General features: G+C 66.2%; 19 protein-coding genes and 1 riboswitch. Of the genes, 9 read left to right on the forward strand and 10 right to left on the reverse strand.

Annotated elements, in window-relative coordinates:
• Positions 1-623: pyridoxamine 5'-phosphate oxidase (gene pdxH, locus VGG53_RS23545; protein WP_331520537.1), on the reverse strand; the 623-nt coding region annotated here is incomplete at its 3' end.
• 84 nt (positions 624-707) lie between these two features.
• Here pdxH and VGG53_RS23550 point away from each other — a divergent pair.
• Positions 708-1838 (forward strand): citrate synthase 2, encoded by a 1131-nt coding sequence (locus tag VGG53_RS23550; RefSeq protein ID WP_331520538.1) that lies wholly within the window; start codon positions 708-710, stop codon positions 1836-1838.
• A gap of 108 nt (positions 1839-1946) precedes the next feature.
• The gene (locus tag VGG53_RS23555) at positions 1947-2396 is read left to right on the forward strand and encodes a VOC family protein (RefSeq protein ID WP_331520539.1); all 450 of its coding nucleotides are present in this window, start codon (positions 1947-1949) and stop codon (positions 2394-2396) included.
• On the opposite strand, the gene VGG53_RS23560 is transcribed toward VGG53_RS23555, so the two are convergent.
• Together VGG53_RS23560 and VGG53_RS23565 are read right to left on the reverse strand one after the other, a co-directional pair.
• The gene (locus VGG53_RS23560) at positions 2393-4102 is read right to left on the reverse strand and encodes a 4Fe-4S binding protein (protein WP_331520540.1); all 1710 of its coding nucleotides are present in this window, start codon (positions 4100-4102) and stop codon (positions 2393-2395) included. The two genes, VGG53_RS23555 and VGG53_RS23560, sit on opposite strands and share 4 nt — an antisense overlap.
• Positions 4103-4116: 14 nt before the next feature.
• Positions 4117-5166, reverse strand: a complete 1050-nt coding sequence (locus VGG53_RS23565) for a diiron oxygenase (RefSeq protein ID WP_331520541.1) — start codon at positions 5164-5166, stop codon at positions 4117-4119.
• A gap of 198 nt (positions 5167-5364) precedes the next feature.
• Here VGG53_RS23565 and serC point away from each other — a divergent pair, with 198 nt between their 5' ends.
• Together serC and sepH are read left to right on the forward strand one after the other, a co-directional pair.
• Entirely contained in the window at positions 5365-6483 is a 1119-nt protein-coding gene (gene serC / locus VGG53_RS23570) for a phosphoserine transaminase (RefSeq protein WP_331520542.1), read from the forward strand.
• A 125-nt stretch (positions 6484-6608) separates the two neighbouring features.
• Positions 6609-7376, forward strand: coding sequence for a septation protein SepH (gene sepH / locus VGG53_RS23575; protein WP_331520543.1), 768 nt, complete (start codon positions 6609-6611; stop codon positions 7374-7376).
• A gap of 13 nt (positions 7377-7389) precedes the next feature.
• On the opposite strand, the gene VGG53_RS23580 is transcribed toward sepH, so the two are convergent.
• The 3 genes from VGG53_RS23580 to VGG53_RS23590 all read right to left on the reverse strand — a co-directional run bounded on the left by VGG53_RS23580 (position 7390) and on the right by VGG53_RS23590 (position 9006).
• Entirely contained in the window at positions 7390-7662 is a 273-nt protein-coding gene (locus VGG53_RS23580) for a DUF2537 domain-containing protein (protein WP_331520544.1), read from the reverse strand.
• A gap of 61 nt (positions 7663-7723) precedes the next feature.
• Positions 7724-8578, reverse strand: coding sequence for an RNA methyltransferase (locus VGG53_RS23585; RefSeq protein ID WP_331520545.1), 855 nt, complete (start codon positions 8576-8578; stop codon positions 7724-7726).
• Positions 8575-9006 (reverse strand): MarR family transcriptional regulator, encoded by a 432-nt coding sequence (locus VGG53_RS23590; protein WP_331520546.1) that lies wholly within the window; start codon positions 9004-9006, stop codon positions 8575-8577. Before VGG53_RS23590 ends, VGG53_RS23585 begins: the two co-directional genes overlap by 4 nt.
• A gap of 79 nt (positions 9007-9085) precedes the next feature.
• Here VGG53_RS23590 and VGG53_RS23595 point away from each other — a divergent pair, with 79 nt between their 5' ends.
• Both VGG53_RS23595 and VGG53_RS23600 read left to right on the forward strand, forming a co-directional pair.
• Positions 9086-9358 (forward strand): DUF2530 domain-containing protein, encoded by a 273-nt coding sequence (locus tag VGG53_RS23595; protein WP_331520547.1) that lies wholly within the window; start codon positions 9086-9088, stop codon positions 9356-9358.
• A gap of 13 nt (positions 9359-9371) precedes the next feature.
• Complete coding sequence (locus tag VGG53_RS23600) at positions 9372-9827, forward strand: SRPBCC family protein (protein WP_331520548.1); 456 nt, start codon at positions 9372-9374, stop codon at positions 9825-9827.
• Here VGG53_RS23600 and VGG53_RS23605 read toward each other — a convergent pair.
• On the reverse strand, positions 9824-10624 hold the full coding sequence (locus VGG53_RS23605; protein ID WP_331520549.1) for a DUF3027 domain-containing protein: 801 nt from the start codon (positions 10622-10624) through the stop codon (positions 9824-9826). The genes VGG53_RS23600 and VGG53_RS23605 overlap by 4 nt on opposite strands.
• A gap of 88 nt (positions 10625-10712) precedes the next feature.
• Between VGG53_RS23605 and VGG53_RS23610 the strand changes: the two genes are divergently transcribed.
• Both VGG53_RS23610 and VGG53_RS23615 read left to right on the forward strand, forming a co-directional pair.
• Positions 10713-12422 carry an MFS transporter gene (locus tag VGG53_RS23610; RefSeq protein ID WP_414689045.1) on the forward strand — a complete coding sequence of 570 codons (1710 nt, stop codon included), beginning with the start codon at positions 10713-10715 and terminating at the stop codon, positions 12420-12422.
• A 5-nt stretch (positions 12423-12427) separates the two neighbouring features.
• Positions 12428-12922, forward strand: a complete 495-nt coding sequence (locus VGG53_RS23615; protein ID WP_331520564.1) for a DUF2771 domain-containing protein — start codon at positions 12428-12430, stop codon at positions 12920-12922.
• Between the two features lie 6 nt (positions 12923-12928).
• On the opposite strand, the gene VGG53_RS23620 is transcribed toward VGG53_RS23615, so the two are convergent.
• The 3 genes from VGG53_RS23620 to VGG53_RS23630 form a co-directional block, all read right to left on the reverse strand.
• Entirely contained in the window at positions 12929-13933 is a 1005-nt protein-coding gene (locus tag VGG53_RS23620; RefSeq protein WP_331520565.1) for a glutathione S-transferase family protein, read from the reverse strand.
• 11 nt (positions 13934-13944) lie between these two features.
• Complete coding sequence (locus tag VGG53_RS23625) at positions 13945-15882, reverse strand: acyl-CoA dehydrogenase family protein (RefSeq protein WP_331520551.1); 1938 nt, start codon at positions 15880-15882, stop codon at positions 13945-13947.
• Between the two features lie 79 nt (positions 15883-15961).
• Complete coding sequence (locus VGG53_RS23630) at positions 15962-16369, reverse strand: cold-shock protein (protein WP_331520552.1); 408 nt, start codon at positions 16367-16369, stop codon at positions 15962-15964.
• Positions 16370-16523: 154 nt separating this feature from the next.
• Here VGG53_RS23630 and VGG53_RS23635 point away from each other — a divergent pair, with 154 nt between their 5' ends.
• Entirely contained in the window at positions 16524-16937 is a 414-nt protein-coding gene (locus VGG53_RS23635; RefSeq protein WP_331520553.1) for a YccF domain-containing protein, read from the forward strand.
• Positions 16938-17214: 277 nt separating this feature from the next.
• A riboswitch (cyclic di-AMP (ydaO/yuaA leader) is annotated at positions 17215-17400 on the forward strand.
• Positions 17401-17405 lie beyond the last annotated feature (5 nt).

Genomic DNA, 17405 nt, shown 5'->3' on the forward strand with positions numbered 1-17405 from the left:
CGAATCCGGTTGTGCAGCCGGTCTTCTCGTCCCTGCCAGAATTCCACCTCCGCGGGCGCGATGCGGTAGCCGCCCCAGTTCGGCGGCACCGGGACCTGCTCGGAGTCGGCGAAGCGCGCCGTCACCTCGGCCAGTTGGTCGACCAGCGCGGCGCGGGAGGCGATCGGCCGGGACTGCTGCGACGCCCACGCGCCGAGCTGCGAGCCGCGCGGGCGGTTGTTCCAGTAGCTCTGGGTGGCCTGCGGCTCGACCTTGGTCACCGGCCCGCAGATATGAAATTGCCTGTTCAGCAGGTACCAGGGAAAGGTCGCCGAAGCGTAGGGCGTCTGTGCCAGCTGGTTGCCCTTTGCCGAGTCGTAGTTGGTGAAGAAGACGATGCCGTCTTCGTCGACGCCCTTGCAGAGCACCGACCGGCTGACCGGCCGTCCCGACTCCACGGTTGCCAAGACCATCGCGTTGGGTTCGGCGACGCCACCGCGCTCAGCTTCGCCAATCCATTTGCGCAACAACGCAAGCCAACCATCATCAAGCCAGTCGACGTCGAGGTCGGGGCTGCCGTCGCGCTCCTTGGAGGCGTACTCCTTGCGCATTGCCGCCAGGTGCTCGTTGTCGGGTCCTGCCATCGCGTCAACGCTACTCCCGGCCTGCCCAGCCGTTGGTTACCGACCGGTAGTGACCGGCCCGCGCTCGCGTGGGAGAATCCATCTATGACTGTCACCTCGGAGAAGATCCCGGAGAATTTCGTTGCCGGACTCGAGGGTGTGGTGGCATTCACCACCGAGATCGCCGAGCCCGACAAGGACGGCGGTGCCCTGCGTTATCGCGGTGTCGACATCGAAGACCTGGTCGGCCCACACGTCACTTTCGGCGACGTGTGGGCTTTGCTGGTGGACGGGAAATTCGGCCACGGACTGCCGCCCGCCGAGCCGTTCCCGCTGCCGATTCACAGCGGCGATGTACGCGTCGACGTACAGGCCGGCCTGGCGATGCTGGCCCCGATCTGGGGATACCAGCCGCTACTCGACATCGACGACAACGCCGCCCGTGACCAATTGGCCCGCGCGTCGGTGATGGCGCTGTCATACGTCGCGCAGTCGGCCCGGGGCATCTACCAGCCCGCGGTTCCGCAGCGGCTCATCGACGAATGCTCAACGGTCACAGCGCGTTTCATGACACGTTGGCAGGGCGAGCCGGATCCCAAGCACGTCGAAGCCGTCGACGCCTACTGGGTTTCGGCCGCCGAGCACGGCATGAACGCTTCGACGTTCACCGCGCGGGTGATCGCCTCCACCGGCGCTGACGTGGCAGCGGCGCTGTCGGGGGCGGTCGGCGCGATGAGCGGTCCGCTGCACGGCGGTGCCCCTGCCCGGGTGCTGCCGATGCTCGAAGAGGTCGAGCGCACCGGTGACGCGCGTGCTCTGGTCACGGGCATCCTGGACCGTCACGAGAAGCTGATGGGCTTCGGCCACCGGGTGTACCGGGCTGAGGATCCGCGGGCGCGCGTGTTGCGGGCCACCGCCAAGCGGCTGGGTGCACCGCGCTACGAGGTGGCGGCCGCCGTCGAGCAGGCCGCGCTCGCCGAGCTGCGGGAGCGCCGCCCGGACCGCGCGATCGAAACCAACGTCGAGTTCTGGGCCGCGGTGATCCTGGACTTCGCCCAGGTGCCGGCCCGGATGATGCCGGCGATGTTCACCTGCGGGCGTACCGCGGGGTGGTGCGCGCACATCCTCGAGCAGAAGAGGCTGGGCAAGCTGGTTCGTCCGGCGGCCATCTATGTCGGCCCGGCGCCACGCGGCCCGGAGTCCGTCGAGGGCTGGGACGAGGTCGTCAAGGCCTGACGGCCGAAAACGGCTGAGTTGTCGGTGGGTGGTGATGAGATTGCATCGCCAATCGAGTCATACCCATAGGCCCGCCCCGGGCCCAGTACCGACACCAAGGAGGCCCTGATGGCAATCGCCGTCGAACCCGCACTGTCCCCGCATCTCGTCGTCGACGACGCCGCTGCGGCGATCGACTTCTACGTCAAGGCTTTTGGCGCCCAGGAAATCGGCCGGGTACCACGCCCCGACGGCAAGCTGGTCCATGCCGCGGTGCGCGTCAACGGCTTCCTGGTGATGCTCGCCGACGACTTCCCGGAGACGTCCGGCGGAACGTCGATGACTCCGACCTCGCTGGGCGGCACCCCAGTGACCATCCACCTGACCGTGACCGATGTCGACGCCAAGTTCCAGCAGGCGCTCGATGCCGGCGCGACCGTAGTGATGCCCCTCGACGACCAGTTCTGGGGCGACCGCTATGGCATGGTCCGCGACCCGTTCGGTCACCAGTGGTCACTCGGTCAGCCCGTGCGCGAGGTCAGCATGGACGAGATCGCGACGGCGATGGGCAGCGGCTAGAGGTCAGCCAGTTCGCGCAGCCGATCGGCCAGCCTGCGGTGCAGCGGCGGCGTCGGCGCGGCGGCCGCGACATCGAGCATCTCGGTAACCGAGGTGAACTTGTTGCGCGGCCGATCGCTGACTTCGCCCCGGGCCACCTCAGCGGCGTCGATGGCCCGCCAGCCGACGGCATCGACGACCTCCGGCTGGCGCTCCCGCACGAGCTTGTCCAGCGCCGATGGCTTACCGATCGGATCGCGTAACTGACCGGCGTTGTAATCGTCGACCAGCCCCTGAACCGTCTGCAGCGCACACGATTTGTTGGTGCCGATGAATCCGGTGGGCCCGCGCTTGATCCACCCCGCGACGTAGGCCCCGTCGACGGGCCGGCCCGAGTCCGGATGGGTGACGCGGCCGCCGTTGTTCGGCACCACGCCCGCCTTGTCGTCGAACGGCAGATCTTTGATCGCCTTGCCGTGGTAGCCGATCGAGCTCAGCACCAGCCCGGCGTCGACCGTCTGCACCTCGTCGGTACCGGTGACCGAGAACTCCATCGCATCGACTCGCTGCTTTCCCAGAATGCGTTGCGGCGTCAGGTTGTAAGCCAGCCGGACCCGGGGCCGAGCAGTCGGGCCCGTCGGCGCCGAAGCGTCGCCGAGCGTGCTCAAGATCTCCAACTTCTGCCTCGTCAGGGAGTCCGCGACGCTGGCAAGGTCGCGCATCACCGCTTCGCGATCGGCTTCCGCGAGAACGACTTCGGCGGTCGTGGTCAGCCCAATCAACTCGGGCAACGTGAATGCCGAATGCTCGGGTCCGCGCCGGGCGGCGATGACCACCTCCTGCACCCGGGACGCACGCAGCACCGCCAACGCGTGATCGGAGATGTCGGTGTGAGCCAGCTCCCCGGGATCGGCGGTGAGCACGCGGGCCACGTCAAACGCGACGTTGCCATTACCGATGACGATGACCCGCTCATGGCTGAGATCGACTGGCAGACCGGCGAAATCAGGGTGACCGTTGATCCAGGCCACCAACTCGGTGGCGGTTCCGGCGCCGGGCAAGCCCATGCCGTCGATCTCCAGCCGGCGGTCATTGGGCGCGCCGACCGCGTAGATGACGGCGTGGTGGTGCGCCAGTAGGTCCTGGTGGCTCAGCTGGTTGCCGATCTCGACATTGAGAAAGAACCGAAATTCGCGGCGGCGGGCGATCCGATCGAAGAGCTGGGTCACCCGCTTGGTCGTCTGGTGATCCGGCGCCACCCCGGCACGCACCAATCCGTAAGGGGTGGGCAGCTTTTCGAAGACATTGACCCGCACACCGTGCTGGGTAAGCAGTTCATCGGCGGCATACATCGCGGCCGGTCCGGATCCCACGATGGCCACCGTCAGCGGGCCGTCATGGTTAGCGCGAACCTCCGGCGCCGGAATCACCGGCGCCAATTTGGAGGTCGGCGGCAGCTTCTCGTCGGCAGGGCGATCCGGATAATACGAGGCGTTGAGCGCGATGAACGGTTGCTGCTCAGCCGTCAACCGGGCTTCGGGTGCGATGGCACCCACCGGGCAGGCACTCACACACGCGCCGCAGTCCACACACGCCACCGGATCGATGTACAGCATCTCGGCGGTGGCGAAGCCCGGCTCATCCGGAGACGGGTGGATACAGTTCACCGGACAGGCGTAAACACATGACCCGTCGCTACAACACGACTGGGTAATAACGTGCGGCATATGAGACCGATTTTCTAAGCAGCCGGCGCGACGGCCAGGTGCTGACGCTGCGGCTCGCTGCGGTAGCGAGACGGCTTACCGCTGATCTTGCAGATCCGCCAGATCAGCTTGGCCAGCGGGTTCATCAAACCGGTGTCGTGGCACAGCATCCGGACGTCACCGAACATGTCCCGCAGCATCTGGCGCGATTCCGGCGAGGAGAAGAACACCTCTTTGCGGACCCGACGTGGGATGTCGAACTCCCGCCAGAAAGCCCTGGGCGGCACCACGATTGCTGAACAAAGAACCCGCATGGTGATCGGCACGTACAACGACAGCCAGAATCGCTTGCGGCGCGGCAGGTCTGGCACCCGCTTGCGCAGGTACTCATGCGCGAACGAAATGTGGCGGGCCTCCTCAGCCACGTGGATCGCCATCACCCGCTCCATGATCGGGTGCAGTTCCTTGCCCTCGCGCAGCACGTTCTTCTGGGTGTGGTCAATGGGCTCTTCGCCGGCCAGGATGCCGAACCAGAACGGGATCGGCAGCGGTCCGGCCGCCAACGGAATGTAGGGCTGGATCCACTTCAGCAGCCGCGGCATGCCGGGTACATCGGCGCCGATGTGGTTCACCATCTCCTGGAACATCATGGTGTGGTTGCACTCTTCGACCGCTTCGTGCAAGCAGTACCGGTATTCCGGCGAGCCATTGGGCACCCAGAACGCGTACTCCATCAGGCCGCGGATCAGGATCGACTCGAAGTGCAGTCCGGTCTTGGCGACGTTGGCCTGGCGCCACATGCCGATCTGGATCTGACGGTCCTCGGACTGCGACTTGTACCAAGGGTGCCGGCCCAACGGGTCGGTCTCCGGGAGCTTCCAGCGCGGGTCGTTGTCGATGATCGCGAACTCCGGCGACTTCCAGTCGATGTCCGTGTAGGGGTTGAAGTTGCGCCGCACCGACCCCTCGGACAGTGTGTTCAGCATCTCCACGTACCTGGCGTCGTCCTGGACATCCATGTTGCGGCGCCACCGACGCACCAACTTCGTCCGCGCCTGCTTCTGGGCGGTTCCTGCCTGGGCCATTCCCGGCCTCCCCAATGAGGTTTACATTTAGACGTGCTATGTCCAACACAGTACCCAAGGTATCGGGAACTTGCTAGACCCCAAATAACCACTGTGCTGCATCCGTGAACACATGTGCACTGTGATCTACTTCACATCCGCTCCCGGTCGAGCTACCGCCTGATGGTCGGCCTCAGCCCGATCACTAACCTGGTGATCATGGCTGACCAGCTCACGCTCCCCGACAACATCAAACCCGGCGACGGGCGCTTCGGATCCGGCCCATCGAAGGTCCGGCCCGAACAACTGCAGGTGCTTTCCACCAGCGCTGCCGCGCTTTTCGGCACGTCACACCGGCAGGCTCCGATCAAAGATCTCGTCGGCCGGGTGCGCACCGGGCTGCGGGACTTCTTCTCGGTGCCCGACGGCTACGAGGTGGTGCTTGGCAACGGCGGGGCGACGGCGTTCTGGGATGCAGCGGCTTTCGGGTTGATTGACAAACGGTCGCTGCACTTGAGCTACGGCGAATTCAGCTCCAAGTTCGCGTCCTCGGTGGCCAAGAACCCGTTCGTCGGCGACCCGATCATCATCAAGGCCGATCCGGGCAGTGCACCGGACCCGCAGGGTGACCCGTCAGTCGATGTGGTCGCCTGGGCGCACAACGAGACCTCGACGGGCGTCGCGGTGCCCATCGCGCGGCCCCGCGACGCCGGCGATGCGCTGGTCGTCATCGACGCCACGTCTGGCGCCGGCGGCCTCCCAGTCGACATCACCGAGACCGACGCCTACTACTTCGCGCCGCAGAAGAACTTCGCCAGCGACGGCGGGCTGTGGTTGGCGATCTTGAGCCCGGCGGCGCTGAGCCGGATCGAAGCTATCGCCGCGTCGAACCGATGGGTGCCCGACTTCTTGTCGCTGCCGATCGCGGTGGACAACAGCCTGAAGAACCAGACCTACAACACCCCGGCCATCGGGACGCTGGTGCTGCTGGCCGAGCAGATCGATTGGCTGTTGGGCAACGGCGGGCTGGACTGGTCGGTCAAGCGCACTGCCGATTCCTCGCAGCGGCTGTACACCTGGGCGCACGAGCGGGCCTACACAACGCCGTTCGTGGCAGACCCCAAGCTGCGGTCCCAGGTGGTGGGCACCATCGACTTCAACGACTCCGTCGATGCTGGGGCCGTCGCTGCGGTCTTGCGAGCCAACGGCATCGTCGATGTCGAGCCCTACCGCAAACTCGGCCGCAACCAGTTGCGGGTCGCGATGTTCCCCGCCGTCGAACCCGACGACGTGAGCGCGCTCACCGAATGCATCGACTGGGTGGTCGAGCGGATCTAGCGGGAGCGGGCAAAAAAGCCCAGGTATTACCGCGTGTCTGGCCCGGCTGCGGCACACAGCTGAGTTAGAGTGCGCCCTTGACAGGCCTGGCGCGCTGGTCTGCGAGGAACCTGCGAGGAGACGCCATGCGGGAACTCAGGATCGTCGGACTCGATCTCGACGGCAAACACGTCATCTGCGAGGGCGATAACCCCGCCGATAAGTTCAAGATCTGCGTCGACGACCGGTTGCGCGCGGCGGTGCGCGGCGACGGGGCCCGGGTGAATCAAACCCACATCGACATAGAGGTCAACAGCATGCTGCGTCCCAAGGAGATTCAGGCCCGCATCCGGGCGGGTGCGTCCGTCGAGCAGCTCGCGACGGCTGCCGGGGTGGACATCGCACGCGTCGAACGATTCGCCCACCCCGTGCTGCTGGAACGCGCCCGGGCGGCCGAGCTGGCAACCGCGGCGCATCCTGTTCTGGCCGACGGCCCGGCGGTGCTGACGCTGTTGGAAACCATCACGTCGTCACTGGTGGCGCGCGGTTTGAACCCCGACGGCACAACGTGGGACGCCTGGCGCAACGAGGACGGCCGCTGGACAGTCCAGGTGGGCTGGAAAGCGGGTCGCTCCGACAACCTGGCACATTTCCGTTACTGTCCTGGCGCACACGGCGGCACAGTCACCGCCGTCGACGACGCGGCCAGTGAGCTAATCGATCCCGACTTCGACCGTCCGCTGCGGCCTGTGGCGCCGGTCGCACAACTCGACTTCAACGAGCCCGAACCCGCGCCCGCAGAGATTACGGCGACGGAAGCCAAGACCGAGCCGGCGCGTAGCCGCCGCGGCAAGCCGGCGGTACCGGCTTGGGAAGACGTCCTGCTGGGGGTTCGCTCCAGCGGCCAGCGCTGACCGACGCCGGACGCTAGCGGAGAAGGGCCGTCGAGACCAGGGCGAGCCACGCCCCGGCCACGCCCACGCCCGCGCCCAGCACCAGCCAACGCAGCACCGGTGTGTGCCGCCATCCCCACAGCGTCGGCGCCAGCCCGCCGGCCGCAACGACATTCAGCCCGACGGCCAGCGCCGGGTGCACCCGGATCAGGCCCAAACTCAGCACCACGACAGCTACCCCGGTGACCGCGGCGACAAATCCGGCGACGGTCAAACCCGTTGCCCAGGGCGTGGATTCGTCAGTCACCGGCCGAGCCTAGCTCGACGACGATGCAGACCGCCCAGCGGTCTGAGAAGGAGTCGGGCAATCAAGCCCTAGCTTGACCCCGCTCGTAGAACGCCAGCGCGGCCGCGGTGGCGACGTTGAGCGAGTCGGTGCCGCGTGACATCGGGATGCGCACCCGCAGATCGCTCGCCTTCATCGCGGCGTAGCTCAGGCCGGGACCTTCGGCGCCCACCAGAATGGCGACCCGCTCGCCACGCACCGCCGCCATTGCGGCCGGCAGTGTTGTGGCCTCGCGGTCGGGTGTCATCGCCAACAGTCGAAATCCGCTCTGCTGCAATGCTTTCAGCCCCTCCGGCCACTCAGTTGCCCTGGCGTAGGGCACCAGCAGGGCGTGGCCCATGGACACCCGAACCGCGCGCCGGTACAACGGATCGGCGCAGCCACTGCCGAACACAATGGCATCGACGTCGAGCCCGGCCGCGTTGCGGAAGATCGAGCCCAGGTTCTCGTGGTCGTTGACTCCCTCGAGCACCGCCACGGTCCGGGCGCCGTCGATTACATCCGACGCACTGCGCTCGGGCGCCCGGCGCGCCGCGGCGAGTAACCCGCGGTTGAGATGAAAGCCGACCGCCTGGGCCATCACCTCGGCCGAGACCCGGTAGTAGGGCGCCGGGTTGCCGGCCAGATCTGTCTTGAGCTCGGCAAGTCTGCGGTCGGTGCCCAGAAACGCCAACGGTGTGAACGGCGATGCCAGCATGCGCTGCACCACCAGCACACCCTCGGCGATCACCAGGCCCTTGCCACTGGGTAGGTCAGGCCGACGCTCAATGCTGTTCAAATCCCGGAAGTTATCCAGCCGCGCATCGTCGGGATCGCTGATATCGCAGACGACCACACCGTCCGCGTCATAGGCGCCACCAGAGTTGTTCTCCGTCAAGGGCTTTCGTCGACCAGAGCCAAGATCAAGTCGGCCGCCACCCGTAGCGTGTCGCGTTCGGCGACGCCCAGGGTCTCCAGTCGCTGCGCGAGCCACTCCTGACTGGCCTGGCGTTCGGCCTCCATCAGCTCGGCGCCGGCATCCGAAACCGACACCAGGACCTGTCGGCCGTCGTCGGGGTGTGCAACACGGTCCACGAAACCCAATTCCGCCAGCGAGGCGATCACCCGCGTCATCGACGGCGGTCGAACCCGTTCCCTGATCGCCAGTGCGCCCGGCGTCATCGGGCCGAGATTGGCCAATGTCGCCAGCGCTGACAACTGCGACAACGACACCGGGGACTGCGGGCGGCGAAACCGCAGCTGCCGGGAGAGCCGCATCACCGCCAACGACAGGTCGCTGACCAACCGGCTATCGGCATCGATCACAGCGCGAAGGTTACGACAGAACGCCGGACCGTCAACGTCGAATCACCAAGACAGGACAGCACCGGTTATGTTGATCTCGATGTCCGTCGAGCCTGCCAAGAGTATTCAGCCGCCGCCGCTACCTGCTGTGCTACTGGACCCGTGGCCGATCATCGCCGTCGGCGCACTCGGCTGGATGGTCGCCGCGGTGGTCGCATTCATCACACCGGACCTGGCCACCTGGCGGCCGATGAGTGTGGCCGGGCTCGCGGTGGGCGTCCTGGGCACCTCGATTTTCTTGGTGCAGCGGGCGGCCGCCCGCCGGGGCGCGCGGGGCGCGCAAACCGGACTCACAACACCGCGCACGAGCTAGGAGGTTTGGACCAGTGGCAGCTCCGCTATTGCAAGCGCAAGTCGATATCAAGGCACCCGTCTCAACGGTGTGGGCGCTGGTCAGCGATTTCCGTCGGATGCCGCAATGGAGTCCGCAGTGCCGCTTGATGCGGCCATTGGGCCCGGTGCGTCCGGGCACCCGCACGGTCAACCTCAACCGCCGCAACCTGATGTTCTGGCCGACGACTTCGACTGTCGTCGAGATGATTCCGGGCCTGAAGCTGGCGTTCCGGGTCAACACCAACAACACGATCTGGAGCTACGAGCTGCAACCGATCCCCGAGGGCACCCGGGTGATCGAGAGCCGGCACGCCGAGAATGGCGTCAAGCCGGTGTCCGGCATCGCTGTCAACGCGCTGATGGGCGGGACGGCGAACTTCGAACGCGAACTCGTCGACGGAATGAACGCCTCGCTGGCCAAGATCAAGGCCGCGGCCGAGAACGGCTAGCTGGGCTCCGCGGGAGCCTCGCTGACGTCGAGCACACCGTCGTCGTAGGGGTCATACATCGGCGAGCCGCCGCCCGCAGGAGCGGGAGTGTCCGAGTGCGCGCCGCAGCCGTATTCGAAGTCGACGATCTCGCCGTCGGCCGACAATTCGTTGCCGCACACCCCGAACATCGCCCCCAGCGATCCGGCGAGTGGCAGGAAGAAACCGCAGTCGCGGCAGACACGTCTGGTGGACTGCGCCATCTGCGCACGGGGACCGTGGTCGCCGTCGTGCCAGCGCTGCGCTGCCTCGGCGCGGCCCCAGGCACTCATCACGGTGCGCCGTCCCAGCCCGATTTCGGCGGCGGTCTCGTCGACTTGCGGGTCGCCGGAAGCCAGGTAGCCAGGCACCAGCCGCGGGTCGTCCGGCAACGGCGCCAGCAGGTCGCCGGGGCTCAGGTCCCCGGGCCGGACCCGCTGATCCCAGGGCACCCACTCAGGTGCCAGCAACGCCGTCGGCCCAGGTACCAGCACCACCTCGCTGACCGTTGCGTGGTCGGCGCCGGGGTAACTGGCCACCACGACCGCCCATTGCCAGCCTTGATAGCCGGGCAGGTGGGCCAGGAAACGGTGGGTGGCGCTGGTGGGGTCTTCGTAGCCGACGCCGAGGTAGTCACCGACGGTGTCGTCGCCGCTGGACTCGATGATGGCCGTTCGCGCCAGCTCGGCGGCCCCGGTGAGGACCGTCGCCAATTCGGGCGACCACTCCGTCGTGGTCGCCGTTGCTGCCGGCTGGGTCGCGTTGTCCGTTGTTTCCATGGGCCTCCGATTCTGCCGCACAGATGCTGTGCAGGGCCACACCGGTCGCCTGCGCACGACCACAGCCGGCATGGGTGAGAATCGATATATGTCTGGACGACGCCGTGAGCGCCCCGAAGCGGGCCCAGCCTCGGCTTCCGGCCGCCGTCGCCGTACCGGCCCGACGGCCGAACATCCCGGCATGGCCAACTACCCGACCGACGACCCGGATCACCGCCGTCCGGCCCGTCCACCGGATGGCTCGACACCCCATCGCGCGCCGATGCCCAGCGCCAATCGGTACCTGCCGCCGCTGGACCGCAGGTCGGGCGCCGAACCGCGCACTACACCCTCGCGTGAAGCCCCCACCAGCGGTGAGCGGGTCACCGTCACGCGTGCCGCCGCCCAGCGCAGCCGCGAAATGGGTTCGCGGATGTACGCGATGGTTCAACGGGCCGCCACGGCCGACGGCGCCGACAAATCCGGGCTGACAGCACTCACCTGGCCGGTGGTCGCCAACTTTGCGACCGACGCCGCGATGGCTGTCGCCTTGGCCAATACGCTGTTCTTCGCCGCGGCGACGGGGGAAAGCAAGGACCGGGTCGCGCTCTACCTGGTGATCACCATCGCGCCGTTCGCGGTGATCGCGCCGCTGATCGGTCCGGCGCTGGACCGGCTACAACACGGCCGACGGGTCGCGCTGGCGGCGTCGTTCGTGCTGCGCACCGTGCTGGCAGTCGTGCTGATCACCAACTACGACACCGCTACCGGTGGCTTCCCGTCCTGGGTGTTGTATCCATGCGCGCTGGCCATGATGGTGCTCTCGAAATCGTTCAGCGTTCTGCGCAGCGCGGTTACGCCGCGGGTGATGCCGCCGACGATCGATCTGGTCCGGGTGAACTCCCGATTGACCATGTTCGGTCTGCTGGGCGGCACCATCGTCGGTGGTGGCATCGCCGGCGGAATCGAGTACGGCTGCGACCGTTTGCTCCAGTTACCCGGCGCGTTGTTCGTCGTCATCGCCGTGACCGTGGCCGGTGCCTGGCTGTCCATGCGGATTCCACGCTGGGTCGAAGTGACCGCGGGTGAAGTCCCCGCTACCTTTAGCTACCGCCAGGGTCAGCGACGCCGCAGCTGGCCCGAGGAGGTCCGCCGGGCAAGTGGAGCGCTTCGACAACCATTGGGCCGCAACATCATCACCGCATTGTGGGGCAATTGCACGATCAAGGTGATGGTCGGGTTCCTGTTCTTGTATCCCGCTTTCGTGGCCAAGGCGCATCAAGCCAACGGATGGGTGCAGCTGGGGATGCTCGGCTTGATCGGCGCGGCCGCAGCCGTCGGCAATTTCGCCGGCAACTTCGCCAGCGCCCGGCTGCGACTGGGCAGACCCGCCGTGCTGGTGGTGCGCTGCACCCTGGCGGTGACCGGTATCGCACTGGCCGCGGCGGTGGCCGGCAACCTGCTGATGGCCGCCATCGCCACCCTGGTCACGTCGGGGTCGAGCGCGATCGCCAAAGCGGCGCTGGACGCGTCGTTGCAGGACGACCTGCCCGAGGAATCGCGCGCATCGGCGTTCGGGCGTTCGGAGTCGACGCTGCAGCTGGCGTGGGTACTCGGCGGAGCTTTGGGCGTGCTGCTCTACACCGATCTGTGGGTCGGCTTCAGCGTCGTCGAGTCGGTGCTGATCCTGGGTTTGGCGCAGACCGTCGTCAGCTTCCACGGCGACTCGCTGATCCCCGGCTTGGGCGGCAACCGGCCGGTGATGGTCGAGCAGGAAGGTCAGCCTAGCGGCCAGAGCACCACTGCGGTGCCGCGGTAGTGAAGTTGACGGGTAAACCCACTGTCGCACTGCTGCTTTCGACGGTCTTGCTCGCTGCGGCGGGCGCCGGAGTCGGTGCATGGATGCTGGTGCGTGAGCGCAGTCCGCGCCGCGCCGAGATCAGCGCGTACTCACATGGCCAGCTGACCCGGGTGGGCCCCTACCGGTATTGCAACGTGCTCGACCTCACCGACTGCCAAACCCCGGAGACACAGGGCGAGCTGCGGGTGAATTCGACTGATCCGGTGCAGCTTTCGGTGCCGCCGTCGATCGGGCGGGCACCTTGGTGGCTATTGCGGGTGTACGACGATTCCCCGATCCCCGCCACCACGTTCTACCGGCCGGGCAGCCGGCTCGCGGTCACCATTGCCACCGTTGATTCCCACCACGGGCGATTGACTGGATTCGCTGTGCAGCTGATGACGGTGGTCGTCGATCGATCCGGAGAAGTGCAAGGTGTCCCCCACGCCGAATGGTCGGTACGAACGGTGTGGAGCTAGCAGCGGCTACGCGCCGTGGCCCTCTGGCACCTGTTCACCATCGGGTGTTGGGCCCGGTGGCGTGCCATCACCGAAAGGCCTGCCGCCCAATGCCTCCCGGCCATGCGGTGTCAACCAATTGGCCAGATCCGGGCCCTTCGGCACGATCCGGGTCGGGTTGATGTCGGCATGCACGATGTAGTAGTGCTGCTTGATCTGGACGAAGTCGATGGTGTCGCCAAAGCCCGGCGTCTGGAAGAGGTCTCGCGCATAAGCCCACAGCACCGGCATCTCGGCGAGCTTGCCGCGATTGCACTTGAAGTGCCCGTGGTAGACGGGATCGAAGCGGGCCAACGTGGTGAACAACCGGACATCGGCTTCGGTGATCGTGTCGCCGACGAGGTATCGCTGTCTTGCAAGTCGCTCACTCACCCAGTCCAGCGCGGCGAACAACCGGTCGTACGCGGACTCGTAGGCCTGCTGTGAGCCGGCGAACCCGCACCGGTACACACCGTTGTTGATTTCGGTGTAGACCCTTTTGTTGACCTCGTCGATCTCGTCGCGCAGCGGCTCGGGGTAGAGCTGCGGAGCGCCGTCACGGTGATAGGCCGTCCACTCCGTGGACAGGTCCAACGTCATCTGGGGGAAATCGTTGGTGACGACCGCTCCGGTCGGCACGTCGACGATCGCGGGGACGGTGATGCCTTTCGGATAGTCCGGAAAGCGTGCGAAGTAAGCGTCCTGCAGCCGGGGAATCTTGAGTACCGGGTCGACGCCGCCGGGGTCGAGATCGAAGGTCCAGCTGCGCTTGTCATGGGTGGGGCCGCAAAACCCAATGGACAACACGCTTTCCAACCCGAGTAGCCGCCGGACGATGATCGCGCGGTTGGCCCACGGGCAGGCGCGGGCGACGATCAGTCGGTACCGGTCGGGTTGCACCGGATAGCCGTCACGGCCGTCGGCGGCGATACGGGTTTCGATGTATTTGGTATCGCGGGTGAAATCGCCGGCCTCGGCGATGTAGGAAGCTATGTCGACCTCCGTCAGGTCTGCGCCGCGGGTAAAAATCGGCGGGCAAGGTCGGATTCGGTGGACTCACCTGGTTCCCAGTGCGCGATCCATGGTCCGGTGCCTTCGGACTGATCCAGTATCCCCTCTTCCAGCCAGGTGTATCGACCGTTGAGCACGTTGGCGGCCAGCTGCGCGTCGGCGCCGTCGGTGTTGGTCCACAAGGCTTCGAAGAGCGCCTCCACCCGCAGGGTGGCCTGCTGGCAAAACGCGTCGGCCAACTCGTAGGACTGCTCGCCGCGGACTCGATCGTCGACCCGCTGAGCTTCGGCCCGCACACACGTCGCTGCCATCGCGAAAAGCTCGGCGCCGATATCCACCACCCGCCCGAGAAATCCCTGCTTTTGCTCCATCGCGGCCTGCCAACGCGCCATCCCGTAGAAGGTGTTACGGGCCAGCTTGCGCGCCGAGCGCTCGACGAACCGCAGATGCGTCGCCAAATTCCCGAACTCGCGGTACGCCGTTGGCCGTTGGCCCTCACCGAACACCAACTGCGGCAACCACTTTGCGTAGAACCCGCTCGCACCGACCGCGGCCTTTGCCTTCTGGCGAACATCGGCTTTCGGATTGGCCAGATCGCCTGCGGCGCTCAGGTGGGCGTCGACGGCCTCCCGGGCGATGAGCAGCCGCATGATCTCACTGGAGCCTTCGAAAATGCGGTTGATCCTCAAGTCGCGGACCACCTGCTCCACCGGCACCGCCCGCTCCCCGCGCGCGGCCAGCGACTCGGCGGTTTCATAGCCGCGGCCGCCGCGGATCTGCAGCAGCTCGTCGCCGATCACGCAGGCCATCTCGCTTGACCACAGCTTGGCCAGCGCCGCCTCGATCCGGATATCGTTGCGGCCTTCGTCGGCCATCTGACCGGACAACTCCAACACCGATTCGAGCGCGTAAGTCGTTGCCGCCATGAACGAAATCTTCTCGACGACCGCCCCGTGTTCGCCGACCGGCTTGCCCCACTGCACGCGCTCACCGGCCCACTCCCGCGCGATTTTCACCGACCACTTGGCGGAGCCCGCCGCGATCGCGGGGATCGCGAGCCGTCCGGCGTTCAGCGTGGTCAACGCGATCTTCAGGCCGTCACCTTCGCGGCCGACGAGATTTTCGGCAGGCACTCGGACGCGGTGCAGCCTGGTGAGGCCGTTTTCGATGCCGCGCAATCCCATGAACTTGTTGCGCCGCTCGACGGTGATGCCGGGCGAGTCGGCTTCAACGACGAACGCGCTGATGCCACCACGGTGCCCGTCGCTCTTCGGCACTCGGGCCATCACGACCAGCAATTCGGCGACGACGCCATTGGTCGTCCACAGCTTCACGCCGTCCAGCTCGTAGGCCGCTCCGCCGTCGACCGGCGTCGCCGTCGAGGCCAACCGCGCCGGGTCGGAGCCCACATCCGGCTCGGTAAGCAGAAACGCCGATATCGCACCGGCGGCGCAGCGCGGCAAGAACTTTTGCTTCTGCTCTTCAGTGCCGGCGAGCTTGAGCGGTTCGGGCACGCCGATCGACTGGTGAGCGGACAGCAGCGCCCCGAGGCTGGCGTGCACGGTCGACACCAACATCAACGCCCTGTTGTAGGCGACCTGCGACAAGCCCAGCCCGCCGTATTCCGGCGGAATCTTCATGCCGAAGCAGCCGAGGTCAGCAAGGCCTTTCGCATACTCGTCAGGAATCTGAGCGTCGCGCTCGATGACGCTGCCGTCGACGGTTTCCATAAACTCCCGCAGCTTCGCCAGAAAAGCCTCGGTGCGAGCGGCCTCTTCTTCGGATGGCCTGGGGAATGGGTGGACGAGATCGAGCGGGAACCGGCCGAGGAATAACTCCTTGGCCAACGACGGCTTGTCCCAACCGCTTTCGCGAGATTCCTCCGCTACGGCTCTCGCTTGCTCTTCGCTGACCTGCGCCTGCTGTGCCATCGGACTTCCCTCACTCGAACCGACTCCGTTGCGGAGCTTCGGTCGCAGTGTTCCCCCCGGCGCCGCGGGGTACACGCGATCAGGCGTCCAGTTCGCGTGCCACAGCCTTGACAACCTCGGAGATTTGACGTGCAGTTTTGCGGTCCGGGTAGCGGCCCTTGCGCAGTTCGGGCTGCACGGTGCTCTCCAGCAGCGTGATCATGTCCTCGACCATGCCGTGCAGCTCGTCGGGGCTGTGCTTGTGCTCGGCCGGGCCCTCCCGGCGAGGACGGGTGAGGCTGGGCGGAGGGTCGATCAACTTCAGGCTCAAGGCCTGCGGCCCGCGCCGTCCGGAAGCGACGCCGAATTCGACGCGCTGCCCGGCCTTGAGGCCTTCGACGCCCTCGGGTAACGCCGAGGAGCGGACGTAGACGTCCTCACCCTCCTCCTGAGATAAGAAGCCGAATCCCTTCTCAGCGTCATACCACTTCACCTTGCCAGTCGGCACCGGTCTCACCTGCTTGTCTAACGGATAACGAAATAGGCCAACACAACGAAGCGTCCCGCCTGCGCAGGACGCGATGACGACCGATCCTACTCGGAACGCTGTCGGCTGAGCACCGAAGTTTCTCAGTAGGCTGGTGGCACCGCTGGAGGAGATAATGCGCCTGATCCTGAACGTCATCTGGTTGGTTTTCGGCGGTCTGTGGTTGGCCTTCGGATATTTGTTTGCCGCGCTGATCTGCTTCCTGCTGATCGTGACCATTCCGTTCGGCTTCGCGGCGCTGCGCATCGCGTCGTACGCGCTGTGGCCCTTCGGCCGGACCATCGTCGACAAGCCCGGCGCCGGTACCGGCGCGTTGATCGGAAACGTGATCTGGGTGCTGTTGTGCGGTATCTGGCTTGCGATCGGCCACCTGGTGAGCGCGGTGGCGATGGCGGCGACGATCATCGGCATTCCGCTGGCGCTGGCCAATCTCAAACTGATCCCGGTGTCGCTGGTGCCGTTGGGCAAGGAGATCGTTCCGGTAGACCGCCCCGTGCCGTGGGCTGGATCGGGATCCGTACAGGTCTGATATTCGCATCCTCGGTGACCAGGCTTTAACCCTTGATCTTGATGTGAGTTCAGTCACATAACGGAATGGTCACGGTGCGGCAACGGCGCGATATCGACGCCTCTAACCTGCGCAAACGATGGTCAGTCCTGGCGTTTTTCGAGTTTTCAACGCGCGAAACGCTGGTCCCGCCACAACATGACTCTGCCGCTGACACCCGCTAGCGTCGTGCGCGGGCTTGCCGAGTCACCCTGCGCGGCGGGCCTTCTTGCCTATAGCGCCGAGCTCCATCCAATAGGTGAGAACAACGCCAACCCATGGATGGAGGCGGGGGACCCAATGGGTCCGCCGAAATCGGATCTGGAGCCGTTCGCGGCTCCTTGGGGTGAAGCCGACGCGTTTCCCACGGGACTCGACGATGGCCGGGCGACCTCTTCCGCCCGAACCCGACAGCTGACCTCGTAGGCGCATTGAGAGAGGAATCACTGG

The organism is Mycobacterium sp. (genome assembly GCF_036490025.1).
Classification (GTDB): domain Bacteria; phylum Actinomycetota; class Actinomycetes; order Mycobacteriales; family Mycobacteriaceae; genus Mycobacterium.